Origin of the sequence: Sinorhizobium kostiense (assembly GCF_017874595.1) — a bacterium.
In the GTDB taxonomy this organism is placed as follows: Bacteria; Pseudomonadota; Alphaproteobacteria; order Rhizobiales; family Rhizobiaceae; genus Sinorhizobium; species Sinorhizobium kostiense.
On record NZ_JAGILA010000002.1, the window covers coordinates 1,195,009 to 1,214,323 of the forward strand.

A 19,315-nucleotide genomic window follows, 5' to 3' on the forward strand; every position below is an offset into this window, starting at 1 on the left:
CTGATCGCGCTGCTATATGCGGCGCCATGAGCACACCATCTTCCAAGACGCCCCTGTCGCACATCCGCAACTTCTCGATCGTGGCCCACATCGACCACGGCAAATCGACGCTCGCCGACCGGCTGATCCAGCTGACAGGCGGCCTTGCCGAACGTGAGATGTCCGAGCAGGTCCTGGACAGCATGGACATCGAGCGCGAGCGCGGCATCACCATCAAGGCGCAGACGGTGCGGCTGCACTACAAGGCGAATGACGGCGACACCTACGTGCTGAACCTCATCGACACGCCCGGCCATGTCGACTTCGCTTACGAGGTCTCGCGCTCCCTATCTGCCTGCGAGGGCTCACTGCTCGTCGTCGACGCCAGCCAGGGCGTGGAGGCCCAGACGCTCGCAAACGTCTATCAGGCGATCGACAACAACCACGAACTCGTGACCGTGCTCAACAAGATCGACCTGCCGGCCGCGGAGCCGGAAAGGATCAAGGAACAGATCGAAGAGGTGATCGGCATCGACGCCTCCGACGCGGTGCTGATATCGGCGAAGACCGGGCTCGGGATTCCCGACGTGCTCGAGGCGATCGTGCACAAGCTGCCGGCGCCGAAGAGCCCCGGCGGAGAAAAGGCGCCTCTGAAAGCGCTGCTCGTCGACAGCTGGTACGACACCTATCTCGGCGTCATGGTTCTGGTGCGCATCATCGACGGCGTCCTGACCAAGGGCCAGACCATCCGCATGATGGGCACCGGCGCCAAGTACACGATCGAGCGCGTCGGCGTGCTGACGCCAAAGATGGTGTCGATGGATTCGCTCGGACCGGGCGAGATCGGCTTTATTACCGCCTCCATCAAGGAAGTGGCCGACACCCGCGTCGGCGACACGATCACCGACGACAAGCGGCCGACGACGGAAGCCCTCCCCGGCTTCAAGCCGGCCCAGCCGGTGGTCTTCTGCGGCCTTTTCCCGGTCGATGCGGCCGACTTCGAGGAGCTGCGCAGCGCCATGGGCAAGCTGCGCCTCAATGACGCCTCGTTCTCCTTCGAGATGGAATCTTCCGCAGCACTCGGCTTCGGCTTCCGCTGCGGCTTTCTTGGGCTCCTGCATCTCGAAATCATCCAGGAACGGCTGTCGCGGGAATTCGACCTCGACCTGATCGCGACCGCCCCTTCGGTGGTCTATCAGCTGACGATGACCGACGGCACCGAGAAGGAACTGCACAACCCGGCCGACATGCCGGACGTCGTCAAGATCGCCGAATTCCGCGAGCCGTGGATCCGCGCAACGATCATGACGCCGGACGAATATCTCGGCGGCATCCTCAAGCTCTGCCAGGACCGGCGCGGCATCCAGACGGAGCTCACCTATGTCGGCAACCGCGCGATGCTGACCTACGACCTGCCGCTCAATGAAGTGGTTTTCGATTTCTACGACCGGCTGAAGTCGATCTCCAAGGGCTATGCCTCCTTCGATTACCACCTCTCCGACTATCGCGAGAGCGACCTCGTCAAGATGTCGATCCTCGTCAATGCCGAGCCGGTCGACGCGCTGTCGATGCTGGTGCACCGCTCGGCGGCGGAAAAGCGCGGCCGCGCCATGTGCGAGAAGCTGAAGGACTTGATCCCGCAGCACATGTTCCAGATCCCGATCCAGGCCGCGATCGGCGGCCGCATCATCGCCCGCGAGACGGTGCGTGCCCTGCGCAAGGACGTGACCGCGAAGTGTTACGGCGGCGACGCCACCCGCAAGCGCAAGCTTCTGGAAAAGCAGAAGGAAGGCAAGAAGCGGATGCGCCAGTTCGGCAAGGTGGAAATCCCGCAGGAGGCGTTTATTGCGGCGCTGAAGATGGGCGACGAGTGAGTGATTTACGTCGCCATCGCCACTACATGACCAAGCCCGCCACGCGAAATGTCATAGCTTGGGGGCGCTGACCATGTATCTCTTTCATGACCGGTGCCGCGGCCGGCCAGAACCGGCTGCGGCATGTTCAGGGGCAAAGGAGAGGTCGGCGCATCAACAACCACAGCGGCTACTCGCCCGGCATCATCTTGTCGCGTTCGTTCGCCGTCACGACGGAGACTGCGCTGCCTTCGCCCGCGCTGCTTCGAGCCGCTCCAGGCTCTCCCTCGGCCATTCCGCCTTGACATCGTAATAGGCTTCGAAGACCCGCGCGCCGGCCGGAAGTGGCACCCAATCGAGTTTCGAGCGGGTGTAGATGTGCACGTCGGGTGCGAATTCCGACGGCCGGTCGAGCGTCGCCAGCCGCAGGAAGGAGAGCCACTTGCGCCGGCCATAATCGCTCCAGAGCGGCGACTGGCAGTCGGCGCAGCGGTAGACGTCATGCGGGCGGCCGCTGTCGGTCGAAAGCGTCACCATCACGGGGTCGCCCTGGCGAAGTTCGATATTCTCCGCCTCAACGATGCCGTTGATCACGAATGCGCTGCCGAGCTGGCGCTGGCAGTCGGTACAATGGCAGCAATGGACGAACATCGGCCGACGCTTCAGCCGATAGCGGATGTGGCCGCAGAAGCAGCCACCTTCGATCGGTTCATGCATGGTCCACCTCCGGTAACCGAGAGAAGACCACGGGCGGCGCGGGCTTTCAAGAGCGGCAGGGAGCCGGCACACGGCCGACGCGAGACCCTACCGACACCGGAAGCATCAGAACTGCCGGCCGAGCTTGGCGTCGATGGATTGGCCGTTGGCGCCGCGGATCGCGAAGAAGAAGGTGACTGCCGCCCAGAGGACCGATTTTTCGGCGCCGCCGAGGCCCTCACCCTGGACGATGCCATGGAAATAGACCGTAACGAGCAGGACGATCGTGGCCGCAAAGGCCGCGGGCCGCGTCAGGAGGCCGACGGCGATGAAGATGCCGCCGAAGAATTCGGTGGCGGCAAGCAACGGCGACCAGAAGACACCCGGATAGAAGCCGAGCCCCTCCACCATACCGACGGTGCCAAACGGATCGAGGATCTTGCCGTAACCGTGCGTGACCAACAGTACACCTGCCACAACACGCAGCAGCGTTTCGGCAAAGGTGTCGAGTGGCAGGTAAATCCTTTCAAGCACCGGCACGATCGCCCGCGGGCGGCTGTTGATATGAATTGTATCGGTCATGATCCCTCTCGCAGAGTGTTGCTATGTACAAGTCTCTCGCCGCGGCCCCATCGAAATACAAGGGGCGCCCGGTAAAATGATGACAACCTGAGATGACAATTATGTGAGGCGCCGGGCGGAACACCGTTGTTCACGCCCGACCGCGAGGCTATGGTGGCCGAAAAACCGGGACCTTTTCCGATGAATGCCAAGCCGCGCGTCACCATCCTCTATTGTACCCAGTGCAACTGGCTGCTGCGCGCTGGCTGGATGGCGCAGGAGCTGCTCTCGACCTTTGCCGACGCGCTCGGAGAAGTGGCGCTGATCCCCGGCACCGGCGGCAATTTCGAGATCCACGTCGATGACAGACTGGTCTGGGAGCGCAAGCGCGACGGCGGTTTCCCCGGCCCGAAGGAATTGAAGCAGCGGATCCGCGACGTGATCGAGCCCGAACGCGATCTCGGGCACGTCGACAGGAGTTGAGGTCCCTTGACTTCGGCACTCTCGCCGGCTCTTCGCCGTTGGCTTTTATCAACCCTGCCTGGGCTGTTGATTGGATCCTCGGGTCAAGCCAGGCGTGACCCGAGGATGACCGAGCAGAGGCACAAAGAGCCAAGCCCCGTGGATCATGCCCTCAGCTATGGGCAAAAATGTCGGTCTCTTCCCAGCCGAGCAGGTCGAGCTTGGCACGTGTCGGGAGGAAGGCAAAACAGGCTTCGGCATGCTCCATCCGGCCGTCTCGCAGCAGGCGTTCAGTCAGCTTGTCGCGTAGTGCATGCAGATGGAGCACGTCGGAGGCCGCATATTCGAGCTGCGCCGGCGACAGGATTTCGGCTGCCCAGTCGGAGGACTGCTGCTGCTTGGAAATGTCGATGTCGAGCAACTCCTTGAGATTGTCCTTGAGGCCGTGCCGGTCCGTGTAGGTGCGGGTGAGCCTCGAGGCGATCTTGGTGCAGAAGACGGGCGCCGCAGTGACACCGAAGGTATGGAACAGCACGGCGATGTCGAAGCGGCCGAAATGGAAAATTTTCTGGCGCATCGGATCGACGAGCATCGTCACAAGGTTCGGCGCTTCCTTCTGACCCGCGGCGATGCGGATCACATCGGCGCTGCCGTCGCCCGACGAAAGCTGCACCACGCATAGCCGGTCGCGGCGGGGAACGAGGCCCAGAGTTTCCGTGTCGATGGCGACGGCGCCCGTGTAGCGGGCGGCATCCGCCGCGGAAATGTCGCCTTCGTGGAACCTTATTGTATTTGCCATCGAAAATCCCCAAACCTCTTCAACGTCGCAGGCCTATAGCGCAAGTTGGGCGGCGGCGATACCTCCCGCTCGCGCCGGCGCCCAATCGCCGCCCTGCCCGAAAAGTCCGCAAGCATGACCTGGTTTCGTTCGCAATCGACGCTTCCTCTCGCGGCCCTGCTTCTTGGCCTGTCGTCCCAAGCCGCACTGGCGGACGGAACGGCGCTGCGGCTCGCGCAGGCCTTTCGCGATCTTCCCGGCGTGCAGCCGCCGGACCGGCTCGAGCAGAGTGACAATCTCGTCTGCGAACAGGTTTTCGTCGATCGCTACGGACCGTTCGAGCCCTCGAGCGGCAGGTCGCGTTACGAGACCATCTATCGCTGCCGCAAGGGCGACGGCCCGGTCTTCCAGAGCGGCCGACTGCCGCCGTCGCTCGAGCGGCAGAAGCGTGGCCTCAACTATTGAAAGCGGAGCCGCCTTGGCAAGCATCGCCCGCTCCTGCTTAGATGGCGGTTCCCGCCGGTGCGGACAAAGTGCGGACTAAGTGCGGACAGGGAGGACACCATGACCGAGACGAAGCGGCCACTGGTCATCAGCGCGCCCGAACCCCGTACGCTCGATCTGATCTTCACGCCAGAGGCTCTCGAGAGCCTGCATTCACGCTACCGCCTCGTCGAGGCCGATCCAGCCAACGTTGCCGGCGTCGGCGACGAAGCGCTCGCCGAGGCCCGCTACGTCATCGGCCAGCCGCCGCTGGACGAGCAAGCGCTCGCCCGAATGCCGCAATTACGCGCAATTCTCAACGTCGAAAGCAATCTCCTGAACAATATGCCCTACGAGGTGCTGTTCCGGCGTGGGATCCATGTGGTCACGACCGGCCAGGTCTTTGCGGAGCCGGTAGCGGAAATGGGCCTTGCTATGGCGCTCAATCTTGCCCGCGGCATCGTCGATGCCGATGTCGCATTCCGCGACGGCCGCGAACTCTGGGGCGGCGAGGGCAACCGCAATGCCAGGCTCCTTTCCGGGTCCGAGATCGGCATCATCGGCTTCGGCGATCTCGGACGTGCCTTGAACCGCGTGCTCTCCGGCTTCCGCGCCAGGATCCGCGCCTATGATCCCTGGCTACCCGCTTCCATGCTTCGCCAGAACGGGGTCGAGCCGACTTCGCTCGATAACGTGCTCACGCAAAGCGACTTCGTCTTCGTGGTTGCCACGGTGACGAGCGAGAACGAGGGCTTTCTCGGCGCCAATGCCTTCTCCAAGATGCGCCCCGGGGCTGCCTTCATCCTCCTGAGTCGCGCCGGCGTCGTCGATTTCGATGCGCTCGTCGCGGCGGTCGAGCGCGGCCATATCCTGGCCGCGAGCGACGTCTTTCCAGAGGAGCCGCTGCCGCTCGATCATCCGGTCCGCCGCCTTCCGGGTTTCCTGCGCTCGGCGCACCGAGCCGGCGCTCTCGACGTCGCCTTCAAGAGGATGGGCGACATGGTGCTTGAAGACATGGAATTGATGGATCGCGACCTGCCGCCGATGCGCTGCAAGCGGGCAGAGCGCGAAACGGTCAAGCGGATGCGATCGCGGCCGGTCACCATCAACTGACGGCCCTCAGGCAATAGGCGGACGCACTGCTACGCGGCAATCGCGCAAGCGCAGAGCAGGTTGTGGCGACGCCCATAAACGCAAAAAAACCCGGAGATCCGGGCCTTTGCGTGATCATGATCGTTGACGATCTGAAAAGGGAAATGGTGCCCAGAAGAGGACTCGAACCTCCACGCCTCGCGGCACAGGTACCTGAAACCTGCGCGTCTACCAATTCCGCCATCTGGGCGACGGACCGGCATGTAAAAGGCGCGGCCTAAAGTGTCAACAGGCATTTCGAAGTTTTCGTGCCTTGAGGAGAAAAAGCACGGCGATTGTCCCGGCTGCGGCACGCCACCGCTCCACCACTCGACGCACTCTCCCAAGGCAGCGATAGGGCAAGAAACTCAGTGACATCGCCGCGCAACAGGCGCATGCTTGCAAAGGTGACCGGCGCGGAAATCCGGCGACGCAGACGCGCGCCCGGTCGTCAGGCCTAAACCTGTGAAAACAAGCACTTCAGAGGGGACAGAACCGGAAAGCACGACTCTCGGAAAGTGAGGACAAGATGACGGGATTTCGCAATTTCGTTCTGAGCTGCGCACTGGCGGCCGCCTCCATGATTCCCCCTGTGGCGCCTGTTCAGGCCATGCCGCGTCCGGCGCTCGACATAGAGATCAAGGGACCCGGCGACATCCAGTCTGCGAACCATCGCGGCTGGCGCCGAGGCTATTACAACGGCTGGGGGCACGGCTATTATCCGCGGTATGGACATCGCTATCGCCGCTCCGGGATCAGCATCTATTTCGGACCTAGCCTTGGTTATTTCCCAAGGCGCCATTTTTACGGGAACCGCTACTATTACGGGCCCCGCCATTATGGCCCCGGCTATTATCCCTACCGGCACTACGGGGGGTATTACCCCTACAGAAGCGACTATTACGGTCATCGATATTACCGGCCGGGCCATTTTGGCTTCTACATCCAACGGGGCTGGTAAGGGATGACGCGAACGAGGCGCGGCGGCGACTTGCGCCGGGCCTTCTTGCTTTCTGCAGCTGCGATGCGGGGAGAGTCCCTCACGCGGAACGGAGGGTTATCGTTTCCTGACAATCCCCAAGCGCGCCATGACTTCCTTCGGAATGCCGTAGCGGCGCACCGCATCGCGGCTGTCCCGCAGGCCGCAGATTTCGCGCTGGATCAAAAACGCCCAGACAACATCGGCCGCCTCGTCGAGAAGCCGCTGACGCTCCGCCGGCTCGCCGCAACCGCGGTCGAAGGCGTTGAGGGCAGCGATCGCCTTCTCGACCTTGAGACCGTGGCGACCCAACGCGTCGGCGCGCTCCGCCATCAACTCGTATTCGAGGACATTCACGCCCTTTGCGGCGAGATCGAAGCGCCGCAGCGATTGCGGCGGACGGAAGGTCATGGGCGGCTCCATCAAGGCGCGCTTTGATTGAGGCGCTTTAAGCCTCGGCTCCGAGACCATCACAGGATGAACCCCGAAGTACTCTTGTGCAAGGTGGGCAGATTCTTTCAGCAGCAGGCATATGGTTAAGACTTCATAAACATATGGATCCTATCCTTTGCAATCATGCCTGAGTGCGTCGCGGCTAATACGCATCCGTGCGACCAGTCCAGGCTCTTGTGTTCCTGCGTGTCGTTACCGACGACCGCTGCCCACTCTTGGGCGACATGCCGTGATCCCGTGCCGACGACAGCTGCGGCGGATCAGGCGATCGGCCGCACTGCGCATGAGGCGCCCCTCCGACAGCAGGAAATGACGAGCGCAGCCCGGCAGGCGAGTGCGGCGCATTGGAGACCAGGATGCTGATGCCCATTGTCGCGATCAGGAACGCTGGCAACCCAAGCGAAGACGCCGTCCCGAACATCCGTCGGTCGCCGGCGCCCCTCAGCCAGCGCACAGAGGCGATCCAGAAAATTCTCGATGCGCTCGGCCGTCACTTTTCCGGCCGCGAGATTCTTTCCAGCGATGCCCTGATGCGTATGATCGAAGATCTTTCGCGGCTCCTGAGATCGCCGGTCCTGCCGCACCGGGCCGAGCGAGACGTCGCCCGCCTGCTCCAGGTGCTCGAACTGCTGCCGGCACACGAGCGCCAGGCGGTCGCGCGAGAGCTTGGTGGGCACAGGCCGGCGCTGCGCATCGAACCTCCCATCCGGGCGACGCAACAGGCGATGGGCGCTTCACCGCAACCTGCTGGCCATCCGGTCATCCGCAGTCTACCGTTGCAGGCCCCAGCGACGCCGCAAAGCTCTGCCGCACAGACGTCGGCATCCGGCGACGTCGCGCTGCTGCAAGCAATGCTCAAGAAGACCTTCGGTGCCGGTGAGGAAACCGCACGGGCTGCGCGGACCTTTGAAGAAACGACCCAGGCCGAACCTCAAGCAGAACCTGATGCGACACCGCCGGGCGACGCCGCGAAGGCGTCGAATCCAGGCGAAGGCCGCACTCGGCCGGGCGACATGCGCAATCAGGCACCGACGGGCTTTCCGCCCGGCCCCGCCGAGCAACATGCGGAGGAAGCAGAGGCTGCCGACCGGCTATTGCCGAAGGCTGCCGACCTTCCTCATTCGCCAGAACATTCGACTCCGCGCACACCCGCATGCGGCGACGCATTCACTCCTCGCGTGCCAAGACAGGCGGAGGCACCAAAACAGGGTCAAATTCTCGACGAAGCCGAAACTCCGTCGCAAGGCGACGCTGGCTCCGGCGACGAACTCAATGGCGACGGAACCTACGGACCTCCGCGCGGCAGGGAGGAAAGCACCCCGCCACCGTTACGGTCGGGCGCGATGCGCGGCGAAGCGGCTTCCCCGGCACGCGCGATCGTGGATGCGGTCAAGCTGCTGACGGATGCCGGTTTCATCGCTGCGGCAAAATCGGGCGGACGGCCGCAAGCCATGGAGCATGTCGACAATGCAGTGCCTGTGAGCCGGTCGGAGCCTCCCGCACCGGAACAGGCGGGCGAGTTCGCCGTGCGTCAGAGAAACATATCGGCCCGGCACGAGGCTTCCTCCGCTCTTGCCGCTGCGGAACTGCCGGAGGCACCGATGCCCGGCGGCACTCCCTGGCAGGCGCGCTCGCCGCAGGCGGGCGAGGACCCGGCCATGCAGCAGGCACTCGCGCTTCTCGTCGAAGTCGGGCTTCCGAGGGAGATCCCCCTCGCTCTCCTCCCCTATCCGCCTGCCGAAACGGAAGCGGAAGATAGCGACGACAGCCACGGCGAGAGCGACGGACAGCCGAAAGACGACGATGACAAGGAGGCCGAAGCAGGGCCGGAGGACGGCAAGGAGGAGCAAGAGTCGCGCAGCGAATCGGACGAAGGACCCGACTCCTCCGACCCCTATGAGCTCTACAGGAAGTTCGGAGATCTCTGAGGCCCCTTACGAACCCAGAATAGCCACTCCCCGCATGCCGGTCGCTTGCGGGAGAAGTTAGCCCCGCTTGAGGGTCACTGGCGAGCGCCCCTCAAGGCGTTAGAATTCTTGCCACTCGCCGGCGGCACCGCCGCATTCTTGCTGGCGAAGGCGCGGGCGAATTTGTTGCCGAGCGCCCGGGCCCGAGAGGCGACGGTTCGCCGTCTCCGTGGCGGAGCGCGGACCGCAAGTTTCTTCCAGCCTTGAAGCGCGCGACGAGATTGCGAAGCACGGAAAAGCCCGCGGAGATCGCTCTCCGCGGGCTCGATTGCGTTCAGTGCGACGAGGATTACTCGTTGCTCTGACGGTTCTTGAGGGCTGCACCCAGGATGTCGCCGAGCGAGGCACCCGAGTCGGACGAACCGAACTGAGCGACGGCTTCCTTCTCTTCCGCGATCTCCAGAGCCTTGATCGACAGCTGGATCTTGCGGTCCTTCTTGGAGAAGTTGGTGACGCGGGCGTCGACGGTCTGGCCGACCGAGAAACGCTCCGGACGCTGTTCGTCGCGGTCGCGCGACAGGTCGGCGCGGCGGATGAACGCCGTGATGTCCTCGTGATTGACGAGCTTCACTTCGATGCCGCCATCGTTGACGCCGATGACTTCGGCCGAGACCACGGCATTCTTGCGCAGTTCGCCGGAAGCGGCAGCTTCACCGACCGCGTCACGGCCGAGCTGCTTGATGCCGAGCGAGATACGCTCCTTCTCGACGTCCACATCGAGAACGACAGCACGGACGACATCGCCCTTGTTGTATTCCTCGATGACCTGCTCGCCGGGACGGTTCCAGTCGAGGTCGGACAGGTGGACCATGCCGTCGACATCGCCATCGAGGCCGATGAACAGGCCGAACTCGGTCTTGTTCTTGACTTCGCCTTCGACTTCGGTGCCGGCCGGATGGCTGTGCGCGAATGCCTGCCACGGATTCTCGAGCGTCTGCTTGAGGCCGAGCGAGATGCGGCGCTTGGTCGGGTCGACTTCGAGAACGACCACGTCGACTTCCTGGCTGGTGGACAGGATCTTGCCGGGGTGGACGTTCTTCTTGGTCCAGGACATTTCCGAGATGTGGATCAGGCCTTCGATGCCCGGCTCCAGCTCCACGAAGGCACCGTAGTCGGTGATGTTCGTGACCGTACCGGTGATCTTCTTGCCGACCGGATACTTTGCGCCGATGCCATCCCACGGATCGGACTCGAGCTGCTTCATGCCGAGCGAGATGCGGTGGGTTTCCTGGTTGATGCGGATGATCTGAACCTTGACCTGCTGGCCGATGCTCAGGATCTCCGACGGATGGTTGACGCGACGCCATGCCATGTCGGTGACGTGCAGCAGACCGTCGATGCCGCCGAGGTCGACGAACGCACCGTAGTCGGTGATGTTCTTGACGACGCCTTCGACAACCTGGCCTTCCTCGAGGTTCTGAACGATTTCAGAACGCTGCTCGGCGCGCGACTCTTCGAGAACCGTGCGGCGCGATACGACGATGTTGCCGCGGCGCTTGTCCATCTTCAGGATTTCGAAGGGCTGCGGGTTGTGCATCAGCGGGGTCACGTCGCGGATCGGACGGATGTCGACCTGCGAACGCGGCAGGAAGGCGACGGCTCCGTCGAGATCGACGGTGAAGCCGCCCTTGACCTGGTTGAAGATGATGCCTTCGACGCGCTCGCCGGCTTCGAACTTCACTTCCAGGCGCTGCCAGCTTTCTTCGCGGCGAGCCTTCTCGCGCGACAGAACGGCTTCGCCGAGCGCGTTTTCGATGCGCTCGACATAGACTTCGACTTCGTCGCCGACCTTGAGCGAGCCGTCCTTGGCCTTGGCGCCGAATTCCTTCAGCGGCACGCGGCCTTCGACCTTCAGGCCGACGTCGACGATGGCGACGTCCTTTTCGATCGCCGTGACGACGCCCTTGGCGACATAGCCTTCGGCGAGGTCCGTCTTGGCGAAGGACTCTTCCAGAAGAGCGGCGAAATCATCACGGGTAGGGTTGATTGCAGACATATAATCTCCTGCTGCATCTCGAGCGAGACGCATATGCGCCGGGGGCTAGCGTTGAACGGCCTGAACCCAGTCCGCCCCGTGAGATGACGGGGCTTTCCGGCGCTTGGACGGAATTTCAGGCTTCTTCAGGAAGGCGGTCCGGCCGGGGCCGAAGACAAGGCCCTTCCTCAGATATTTTCTTTCAAGGCCGCGTCGATCAGCGTCTTCGCCGCCTGGAATGCCGCCTCTATACTCATTTCGGACGTATCGAGCAAGTGCGCGTCCTCGGACGGCCTGAGGGGACTGTCGGCCCGGCCCATGTCGCGCTCGTCGCGCTTTTTCACGTCCTCGAAAATTGCGGCGTAATCGGCACTCCCGCCGCCCGAAATGATCTCGTCATAGCGCCGCCTGGCCCGGACATCGGGCGAGGCGGTCACATAGAGCTTCACCGCCGCGTCGGGGCAGACGACGGTGCCAATGTCACGACCGTCGAGCACGGTGCCGGGTTCCTTGCGCGAAAAGTCGCGCTGCGCCTCGACCAGCGCCCGGCGCACGCCCGGCATGACGGCGATCTTCGACGCCGCCTCTCCGATCGCATGGGCCGACAGCACCGAGCGGTCGAGGCCGGCGAGTTCCACCTCGCGCGCCATCTTCTCCGCCACCGCCTCGTCGTCGAGCGGCAGGCCGGCATCGAGCAATGCCTTGGCTGCAGCGCGATAGGTGAGCCCGGTATCGAGATGGTGGAAACCATATTCCTCGGCGATCCGGCGCGAGAGCGTTCCCTTGCCCGCCGCTGCGGGGCCGTCGATGGCGATCACGAGGCTCATCAGGCTGCCTTGTTCTCGACCTGGTCGATCTTCGCACCCAAACCGGTCATCAGGTCCATGAATTCCGGGAAGCTGGTGGCGATCATCGTCGCGTCGTCGACCGTCACCGGATGTTCCGAGGCAAGGCCCATGACGAGGAAGCTCATGGCTATCCGGTGGTCGAGATGGGTCTTGACCTTTTCAGCCGAGGCGTTGCCGAGGCCCTTGCCGCCGGGGCGGCCGCGCACGACGAGCGAGGCTTCGCCCTCGTCGCAGTCGACGCCGTTGAGCTTCAGGCCATCGGCGACGGCGGAAAGGCGGTCCGACTCCTTGACCCGCAGCTCATCGAGGCCGTTCATGACGGTAGCGCCCTCGGCGAAGGCGGCGGCAACGGCGAGCACCGGATATTCGTCGATCATCGCCGGCGCACGCTCCTCCGGCACGATGACGCCCTTCAGCCCCGAATAGCGAACGCGCAGATCCGCGACATCCTCACCGCCGGCAAGGCGCTTGTTCATCACTTCGATATCGGCGCCCATTTCCTGCAGCGTCAGGATGAGGCCGGTGCGGGTCGGGTTCATCAGCACGTTGAGAATGGTGATGTCGGAACCCGGAACGATGAGAGCTGCGACCAGCGGGAAGGCGGTCGAGGAGGGGTCGCCCGGCACGTCGATCACCTGGCCGGTCAGCTTGCCTCGGCCTTCGAGGCGGATGGTGCGCACGCCTTGCTCATCGGTCTCGACCGAGAGATTGGCGCCGAAGCCCTGCAGCATCTTTTCCGTATGGTCGCGTGTCATCACCGGTTCGATGACAGTGGTGATACCGGGCGTGTTGAGGCCGGCGAGAAGCACGGCGGATTTCACCTGGGCAGACGCCATCGGCACGCGATAGGTGATCGGGTTCGGCGTCTGCGGTCCGTGCAGCGTCACCGGCAGGCGGTCGCCCTCGGTCGACTTCACCTGCACGCCCATCTGCCTGAGCGGATCGAGGACGCGACCCATCGGCCGCTTCGTGAGCGAGGCGTCGCCGACGAAAGTGGAATCGAAATCATAGACGCCGACCAAACCCATGGTCAGCCGGCAGCCGGTGCCGGCATTGCCGAAATCAAGTGGCGCTTCCGGAGCGAGCAGAGCGCCATTGCCGACTCCGTTTATGATCCAGGTGTCGCCCTCCTTGCGGATCTGCGCGCCCATCGCCTGCATGGCCTTGCCGGTGTTGATCACGTCCTCGCCTTCGAGCAGGCCGGTAATGCGCGTCTCACCCGAGGCAAGGCCGCCGAACATGAAGGAGCGGTGCGAGATCGATTTGTCGCCAGGAATGCGCACCGTGCCCCTGAGATCGGAAGACTTGCGTGCAGTGGCGGGCCGTGGGCTCTGGCCGTGGGACATGGGTGCTTTCCTCTGACAATCCGGCTTGGCGGCGACCCGCGAGAACCCTGCTACCGCTGCAGCAGGGGGGAGCCGCCCATCTGCCGGCTCCCTAACATAAAGCGGAAATGGGGTCATCCTCCCCGGGCGAAGAAAATGCGCGCCCCGCGGCGGCAGAAGTTTGCCTTTGACAGATGCCATCAAGACGATTAAGGGGACCGGCTAATCATCATAAGGCTGATATCTTTCCACCCGCCTGGATTACCGGCACGTGCCGGCTCGCCGGCCATTCAAGAGGCTTTGACTGTGGCAAAACCGGAACTTGGAACAAAGCGCATCGACCCGGAAACGGGGCGCAAATTCTATGATCTGAACCGTGATCCGATCGTCTCTCCCTATACGGGCAAGTCCTATCCGCTGTCCTTCTTCGAGGAGAGCTCCGTCGCCAAGGTGCTTGAGAAGGAGGAAGAGGAAGACGTCACGGAAGTCGATGCAGAGAGCACGGAGGTCGAACTCGTCTCGCTCGAGGATGCTGATGACGAGGCCGCGAGCGGCGACGACCTGCCGGATCTCGGTGATGAGGAAGTCGAAATCGACGGCGATGATGACGACACATTCCTCGAGACCGATGACGAGGACGATGACGACGACATGAGCGACCTCATCGGCGTCTCCGACGAGGACGAGGACGTCTGATCGGCGAGTGCAGGGGCCGAAACGCCGACCCCTCTCTTCTGCGTAAGCGCCTCAAAAGACACGTGAAATCTCCCCGTCCGCCGAACGAGTCTGCGGCCGGGGTACCGGAGCGGAAAGAAAAAGAAAATCGCGCCGGCATTCAATTTTCGGCTTGCCATCTGCAAAAAGCAGAAGTAATAAGCCGCCACTCGCCGGGCATGATGCCTGACGATTTCCCGGACCGGCACAGCCGGACCCTGATGGGGCTATAGCTCAGCTGGGAGAGCGCTTGCATGGCATGCAAGAGGTCAGCGGTTCGATCCCGCTTAGCTCCACCAAATTCCCTTCTCAACTGCGATTTTCGGCTCGGGTGTAAACGATCGGAAAAGCATCGTGTCCGCCGAATTGCCGTCACTGAGCAGCCACGGTCGTCGGCTTGCCCTGTTCCCCGATGAACACCGCAAGGATCTTGCTCGGCGTCCCCGCAACATTGAAAGCCTGATGCTTGCGGTTCTGAGTCTCGATGAACGCTTCGCCGGCCTTATAGCGGTGCGGTTCCTTGCCCTCTGTCCTTAGTTCGATCTCGCCCTCGAGGACGTAGACGTAGACGGGCACCGGATGTTTGTGGAGGGCGGTCCGGCCGTCTTTTGCAAGCGTACCAACGACCGAGATCACCTCGGGCTTCCCGGTCGGATAAACGATAGGGTCATCATCCCGGCTCACGCTTGTCTTGATCAGCGGTTGTGTTTCGAACCCCTCCGGCAGCGGATCGTCTTGAGCAAAGGCTACCGTGACACCCAGCAGAGCGAGGCTTGTCGAGAGTGCGCTGAGTCGTTTCATCGTTCTTTCCTCCCTATTGCGCCGCCGGAATTATACGACACGCTGCGACGTCGGGCAGACACCAAAGTAACAGCATGCTGGATCGAGCGTCTTTCTCCGGTCGATTTCGAAATTGTTAACCATCCGTCTGGAAGAACAGCCTCATGTTTCTCGCCTCGAAAATCTTCTGGCTTGTCGCCCAGCCGTTGTCTTTCGCCTTTTTCAGTCTGCTAATCGGCCTTTTGCTCGTTATCTCCCGCTTCCGGCGGGCCGGCGCCGTCCTCGGTGCACTCGGGCTTCTGGTGCTCTTCCTGAGCCTGTTCACGACGAGCGGGCCCTATTTCCTGCAGATCCTCGAAGACCGGTTTCCTCGGCCCTCGTCGCCGCAGGAGCTTTCCTGCATCATCGTGCTTGGCGGCGCCTTCGAGAATGAGGTGGTGGCGGGGCGCGGCGGCATGGAGTTCAACCAAGCGGGCGACCGTTTCATCGAGGCTGCGAGGCTCGCAAGGGTCTATCCGAAGGCACGCATCCTGGTTTCCGGCGGCGACGGCTCGTTCAGCGGCGCTTACGAGGGCGATGCACGGGCGTCGGAGACTTTCTTTTCGGCTTTCGGCATCGGCCCGGATCGCCTGATCCGCGAGGAGAACTCGCGCACCACCTTTGAGAACGCCGTGCATACCAAGGAATTACTGGCGGAAAGCGAACTTGAGAACTGCGCGCTCGTCACCTCGGCGTTTCATATGCCGCGTTCGATCGGCCTGTTCCGCGGGCTTGGCGTCAAAGTCACACCCTGGCCGACGGACTATCGCACCAGCGGCAAGGTGCGGCTTGGCTTCGATTTCACACAACCTTCGCTCAATGCGCAGCTTACGACAACCGCAGCACGCGAATGGATAGGGCTTTTCGGATACTATGTGAGCGGCCGGACGCCGATGCTCCTTCCGCATCATCGTTGACGGCGAGAGCCGCCTGCTCCAGCCTTTGGTCGACACCGTTCACGCACAGCGAGGCGCGATGCAGCTTCTTGAAATCCTCGACTATGCCGGCGTCGCCGTCTTTGCGGCCACCGGCGCGCTTGCGGCCTCGCGCAAGCAGCTCGACATTATCGGCTATCTCTTTCTCGCCTCCGTCACCGGGATCGGCGGCGGCACGATGCGGGACGTGATCCTCGGGGCGACGCCGGTCTTCTGGGTCGTGAATCCGGCCTACCTCGTCGTCTGCGCCGCGGTCGGGCTCCTGGTGTTTTTCACCGCCCACCGTCTCGAGTCGCGCTACCGCATGCTCGTCTGGCTCGATGCGATCGGCCTTTCCGCTTACTGCGTCATGGGCGCGGCAAAGGGACTCGCGGCAACCGGTTCGCCGATCGTCGCGCTTGTGACCGGCATGCTGACGGCAACCTTCGGCGGAATCTTGCGCGATCTCCTCGCGGGTGAGCCCTCGGTGCTGCTCAGGCCCGAGATCTACGTCACGGCGGCGCTCGTCGGCGCCGGCGCCTTCGTCTTGGCGACGCTTGCCGGGTTGCCGGTAGCGATCGCCTCGTCGCTCGGCGTTGTCGCAGCATTCGCGGTGCGCGGCGGCGCGCTTCGATATGGCTGGACGCTGCCGACCGGCAAGTCCGGTCCCGGGCGCGATCCGGACGAGATCATGTAAATGCATGTCGCCCAAAAATGTGAAGCGGTTTTGGGTTTACGGCATGCATACGGAAGAAAAGCGAAGCGCCAGCAAATTCATTGAAGGCAGCGCCCTTTGTCAGCGCCGCGATTTGTGCCGCAGGCGGATCACCACGTCGACATGGGAGATTTCCATGCCCTCCGGCGGCTCCGGCAGGTTGCCGATTTGTATGTTGCTCACCGGAATATCGAGGACCTCGTTCTCGCCCTCGATGAAGAAATGATGGTGATCGGAAACATTGGTGTCGAAATAGGTCTTGGCGCTCTCGACCGCGAGAACGCGGATGATGCCCGCTTCGGTGAACTGGTGCAGCGTGTTGTAGACGGTCGCGAGAGAAATCGGGACGCCGGCGGCGACCGCCTCTTCATGCAGTTCCTCCACCGTCAGGTGACGGTCGCCCTTGGCGAAGATCAGATCGGCAAGCGCAATGCGCTGGCGCGTCGGTCGCAACCCCGAATTGCGCAGCCTTTCCTGCGAAGAGATCTCCATAACTCTCGTCATGCGGCAGCCGTTCCGATATTCCTGCTTCAGGCCCATGGACCGTCAGCCTGCGATATAACTTCTAGCGCCGATGCTTTCAATAGACTCCGGCCTCGAGAGAGGCGCTATCGCCTGAAAATCGGCCCAAAGCGGGGGAAGTCCGGCATTTAACTCTGGTCGCGGCCACATTCATACTGTAAGCGACGGCGGAACGATATCGCCATGGAGAGCGGAATGGAGCACAATGCCGGGGTGGCTATTGGGCCGCAAACTCGCTCTACTTGGAAGAACGTGACAAACTGCAGCCAATGGCAGGCTGCGCTTCAATTCAGACCGGACTTGCTCTAAAGCAAGCCCGACAAAACTTTGAGACACGCAGGGAAACAACCATTCATGACCACCAGGCAATCCAGCTTCAGCTATGAGGAAATCCTGACCTGCGGCCGAGGCGAAATGTTTGGCCCTGGCAACGCGCAGCTGCCGCTGCCGCCGATGCTGATGTTCAACCGCATCACCGATATTTCCGAGACCGGTGGGCCGCACGACAAGGGCTATGTGCGCGCCGAATTCGACATCACGCCGGATCTCTGGTTCTTCCCGTGCCATTTCATGGGCGACCCGGTGATGCCCGGCTGCCTCGGGCTCGACGCGATGTGGCAGCTGACCGGTTTCTTTCTCGGCTGGCTCGGCGAGCTCGGCAAGGGTCGTGCGATCTCTACCGGCGAAGTAAAGTTCACCGGCATGGTGACGCCGAAGACCAAGCTGGTCGAATACGGCATCGACTTCAAACGCGTCATGCGCGGCCGCCTGGTTCTCGGCATCGCCGACGGCTGGATGAAGGCCGATGGGGACGTGATCTACAGGGCTAGCGACCTCAGGGTCGGCCTTTTCCAGGAAAAAGCCGACTGAACTGCGGGTTTCCCCCCGCACGAGTCCAATCGAAGAAAAGGTCATTTACCATGAGACGGGTTGTTGTAACGGGCCTCGGTATCGTTTCCTCGATCGGCAACAATGCCGATGAAGTCACTGCGTCGCTGCGTGATGCGAAGTCGGGCATCACGTTTTCTCCGGATTTCGCCGAGCACGGCTTCAGGTGCCAGGTCTGGGGTCGGCCGACGCTCGACACAACCGACCTCGTCGACCGGCGCGCCATGCGCTTCCTCTCGCAGGCCGGCTCCTGGAACCACGTGGCGATGAAGCAGGCGATCGCCGATGCCGGGCTGGAAGCCGGCGACATCACCAACGAGCGCACCGGCATCATCATGGGCTCGGGCGGCGCCTCGACCCGCACCATCGTAGAAGCCTCAGAGATCACCCTGAAGAACAACAGCCCCAAGCGCATAGGTCCCTTCGCCGTGCCGAAGGCGATGTCCTCGACTGCTTCGGCAACGCTTGCGACCTGGTTCCAGATCCATGGCGTCAACTACTCCATCTCGTCTGCCTGCTCGACCTCGGCGCACTGCATCGGCAATGCGGCGGAGATGATCCAGTGGGGCAAGCAGGACGTGATGTTCGCAGGCGGCCATGAGGACCTCGACTGGACGATGTCCAACCTGTTCGACGCCATGGGTGCCATGTCCTCGAAGTTCAACGAGACGCCCTCCACCGCCTCCCGCGCCTATGACGTGAGCCGCGACGGCTTCGTGATCGCCGGCGGTGCAGGCGTCGTCGTGCTCGAGGAATTGGAGCGCGCGAAGGCGCGCGGCGCCAAGATCTATGCCGAACTGGTCGGTTACGGCGCGACCTCCGACGGCTATGACATGGTCGCCCCGTCCGGCGAAGGGGCGGTGCGCTGCATGCGCCAGGCGCTTTCCACGGTGAAGGGCGATATCGACTACATCAACACTCACGGCACCGCGACGCCGGTCGGCGACCAGAAGGAAATCGGCGCCATTCGCGAGGTCTTCGGCGAGAGGATGCCGCACATCCAGTCGACCAAGTCGCTGACCGGCCATTCGCTCGGCGCGGCCGGCGTTCAGGAATCGATCTACGGCCTGCTGATGATGCAGGCAGGCTTCATCGGCGAAAGCGCACATATCAGCGAACTCGACCCGGAATTTGAGGGCGTTCCGATCGTGCGCAAGCGGATCGACAATGCCAAGATCGACACGGTTCTCTCGAATTCCTTTGGCTTCGGCGGCACTAACGCGACGCTCGTGTTCCAGCGCTACAACGGATAA

The 19,315-nt window shown here is 62.8% G+C and carries 20 protein-coding genes and 2 tRNA genes; 12 read left to right on the forward strand and 10 right to left on the reverse strand.

From position 1 onward, the window contains the following. Positions 1 to 26 precede the first annotated feature (26 nt). Entirely contained in the window at positions 27 to 1,853 is a 1,827-nt protein-coding gene (gene lepA, locus J2Z31_RS12100; RefSeq protein WP_209602122.1) for a translation elongation factor 4, read from the forward strand. Positions 1,854 to 2,060: 207 nt separating this feature from the next. Here the strand turns inward: lepA and J2Z31_RS12105 are convergent, their stop codons facing one another. Next, entirely contained in the window at positions 2,061 to 2,549 is a 489-nt protein-coding gene (locus J2Z31_RS12105; protein WP_209602123.1) for a GFA family protein, read from the reverse strand. A gap of 105 nt (positions 2,550 to 2,654) precedes the next feature. Beyond that, positions 2,655 to 3,110, reverse strand: coding sequence for a DoxX family protein (locus J2Z31_RS12110; RefSeq protein WP_209602124.1), 456 nt, complete (start codon positions 3,108 to 3,110; stop codon positions 2,655 to 2,657). A 180-nt stretch (positions 3,111 to 3,290) separates the two neighbouring features. Between J2Z31_RS12110 and J2Z31_RS12115 the strand changes: the two genes are divergently transcribed. Next, positions 3,291 to 3,572 carry a SelT/SelW/SelH family protein gene (locus tag J2Z31_RS12115; RefSeq protein ID WP_209602308.1) on the forward strand — a complete coding sequence of 94 codons (282 nt, stop codon included), beginning with the start codon at positions 3,291 to 3,293 and terminating at the stop codon, positions 3,570 to 3,572. A gap of 151 nt (positions 3,573 to 3,723) precedes the next feature. Here J2Z31_RS12115 and J2Z31_RS12120 read toward each other — a convergent pair whose 3' ends face one another. Then, a complete protein-coding gene (locus J2Z31_RS12120; RefSeq protein ID WP_209602125.1) occupies positions 3,724 to 4,350 on the reverse strand; it encodes a ribonuclease D in 627 nt (208 codons plus the stop codon). A 114-nt stretch (positions 4,351 to 4,464) separates the two neighbouring features. Between J2Z31_RS12120 and J2Z31_RS12125 the strand changes: the two genes are divergently transcribed. Both J2Z31_RS12125 and J2Z31_RS12130 read left to right on the forward strand, forming a co-directional pair. Then, complete coding sequence (locus J2Z31_RS12125; RefSeq protein ID WP_209602126.1) at positions 4,465 to 4,794, forward strand: hypothetical protein; 330 nt, start codon at positions 4,465 to 4,467, stop codon at positions 4,792 to 4,794. 99 nt (positions 4,795 to 4,893) lie between these two features. Then, on the forward strand, positions 4,894 to 5,925 hold the full coding sequence (locus J2Z31_RS12130) for a hydroxyacid dehydrogenase (RefSeq protein WP_209602127.1): 1,032 nt from the start codon (positions 4,894 to 4,896) through the stop codon (positions 5,923 to 5,925). Positions 5,926 to 6,069: 144 nt separating this feature from the next. On the opposite strand, the gene J2Z31_RS12135 is transcribed toward J2Z31_RS12130, so the two are convergent. After that, positions 6,070 to 6,154, reverse strand: a tRNA-Leu gene (locus tag J2Z31_RS12135). A gap of 318 nt (positions 6,155 to 6,472) precedes the next feature. Between J2Z31_RS12135 and J2Z31_RS12140 the strand changes: the two genes are divergently transcribed. Continuing rightward, the gene (locus J2Z31_RS12140) at positions 6,473 to 6,904 is read left to right on the forward strand and encodes a BA14K family protein (protein WP_209602128.1); all 432 of its coding nucleotides are present in this window, start codon (positions 6,473 to 6,475) and stop codon (positions 6,902 to 6,904) included. 96 nt (positions 6,905 to 7,000) lie between these two features. Here the strand turns inward: J2Z31_RS12140 and J2Z31_RS12145 are convergent, their stop codons facing one another. Continuing rightward, positions 7,001 to 7,333 (reverse strand): DUF6665 family protein, encoded by a 333-nt coding sequence (locus J2Z31_RS12145; RefSeq protein ID WP_209602129.1) that lies wholly within the window; start codon positions 7,331 to 7,333, stop codon positions 7,001 to 7,003. A 398-nt stretch (positions 7,334 to 7,731) separates the two neighbouring features. Between J2Z31_RS12145 and J2Z31_RS12150 the strand changes: the two genes are divergently transcribed. Further along, entirely contained in the window at positions 7,732 to 9,303 is a 1,572-nt protein-coding gene (locus J2Z31_RS12150) for a hypothetical protein (RefSeq protein WP_209602130.1), read from the forward strand. Between the two features lie 328 nt (positions 9,304 to 9,631). Here the strand turns inward: J2Z31_RS12150 and rpsA are convergent, their stop codons facing one another. The 3 genes from rpsA to aroA all read right to left on the reverse strand — a co-directional run bounded on the left by rpsA (position 9,632) and on the right by aroA (position 13,511). Continuing rightward, on the reverse strand, positions 9,632 to 11,338 hold the full coding sequence (rpsA, locus tag J2Z31_RS12155; protein ID WP_209602131.1) for a 30S ribosomal protein S1: 1,707 nt from the start codon (positions 11,336 to 11,338) through the stop codon (positions 9,632 to 9,634). 167 nt (positions 11,339 to 11,505) lie between these two features. Continuing rightward, on the reverse strand, positions 11,506 to 12,144 hold the full coding sequence (gene cmk / locus J2Z31_RS12160; RefSeq protein ID WP_209602132.1) for a (d)CMP kinase: 639 nt from the start codon (positions 12,142 to 12,144) through the stop codon (positions 11,506 to 11,508). Then, the gene (gene aroA / locus J2Z31_RS12165) at positions 12,144 to 13,511 is read right to left on the reverse strand and encodes a 3-phosphoshikimate 1-carboxyvinyltransferase (protein WP_209602133.1); all 1,368 of its coding nucleotides are present in this window, start codon (positions 13,509 to 13,511) and stop codon (positions 12,144 to 12,146) included. Before aroA ends, cmk begins: the two co-directional genes overlap by 1 nt. A gap of 285 nt (positions 13,512 to 13,796) precedes the next feature. Between aroA and J2Z31_RS12170 the strand changes: the two genes are divergently transcribed. Next, positions 13,797 to 14,186 (forward strand): TIGR02300 family protein, encoded by a 390-nt coding sequence (locus J2Z31_RS12170; RefSeq protein WP_209602134.1) that lies wholly within the window; start codon positions 13,797 to 13,799, stop codon positions 14,184 to 14,186. 241 nt (positions 14,187 to 14,427) lie between these two features. Continuing rightward, a tRNA-Ala gene (locus J2Z31_RS12175) sits at positions 14,428 to 14,503 on the forward strand. Positions 14,504 to 14,576: 73 nt separating this feature from the next. Here J2Z31_RS12175 and J2Z31_RS12180 read toward each other — a convergent pair. After that, positions 14,577 to 15,005 carry a cupin domain-containing protein gene (locus J2Z31_RS12180; RefSeq protein WP_209602135.1) on the reverse strand — a complete coding sequence of 143 codons (429 nt, stop codon included), beginning with the start codon at positions 15,003 to 15,005 and terminating at the stop codon, positions 14,577 to 14,579. Positions 15,006 to 15,148: 143 nt separating this feature from the next. Here J2Z31_RS12180 and J2Z31_RS12185 point away from each other — a divergent pair, with 143 nt between their 5' ends. Together J2Z31_RS12185 and J2Z31_RS12190 are read left to right on the forward strand one after the other, a co-directional pair. Then, positions 15,149 to 15,940 (forward strand): YdcF family protein, encoded by a 792-nt coding sequence (locus tag J2Z31_RS12185; protein WP_209602136.1) that lies wholly within the window; start codon positions 15,149 to 15,151, stop codon positions 15,938 to 15,940. A 58-nt stretch (positions 15,941 to 15,998) separates the two neighbouring features. After that, positions 15,999 to 16,634 carry a trimeric intracellular cation channel family protein gene (locus J2Z31_RS12190; RefSeq protein ID WP_209602137.1) on the forward strand — a complete coding sequence of 212 codons (636 nt, stop codon included), beginning with the start codon at positions 15,999 to 16,001 and terminating at the stop codon, positions 16,632 to 16,634. A gap of 99 nt (positions 16,635 to 16,733) precedes the next feature. Here J2Z31_RS12190 and irrA read toward each other — a convergent pair whose 3' ends face one another. Beyond that, the gene (gene irrA, locus J2Z31_RS12195) at positions 16,734 to 17,156 is read right to left on the reverse strand and encodes an iron response transcriptional regulator IrrA (RefSeq protein ID WP_209602138.1); all 423 of its coding nucleotides are present in this window, start codon (positions 17,154 to 17,156) and stop codon (positions 16,734 to 16,736) included. Between the two features lie 372 nt (positions 17,157 to 17,528). On the opposite strand from irrA, the gene fabA reads away from it, so the two are divergent. Both fabA and fabB read left to right on the forward strand, forming a co-directional pair. Further along, positions 17,529 to 18,044 carry a 3-hydroxyacyl-[acyl-carrier-protein] dehydratase FabA gene (gene fabA, locus J2Z31_RS12200; RefSeq protein ID WP_209602139.1) on the forward strand — a complete coding sequence of 172 codons (516 nt, stop codon included), beginning with the start codon at positions 17,529 to 17,531 and terminating at the stop codon, positions 18,042 to 18,044. Positions 18,045 to 18,094: 50 nt separating this feature from the next. Continuing rightward, positions 18,095 to 19,315 (forward strand): beta-ketoacyl-ACP synthase I, encoded by a 1,221-nt coding sequence (gene fabB, locus J2Z31_RS12205; protein ID WP_209602140.1) that lies wholly within the window; start codon positions 18,095 to 18,097, stop codon positions 19,313 to 19,315.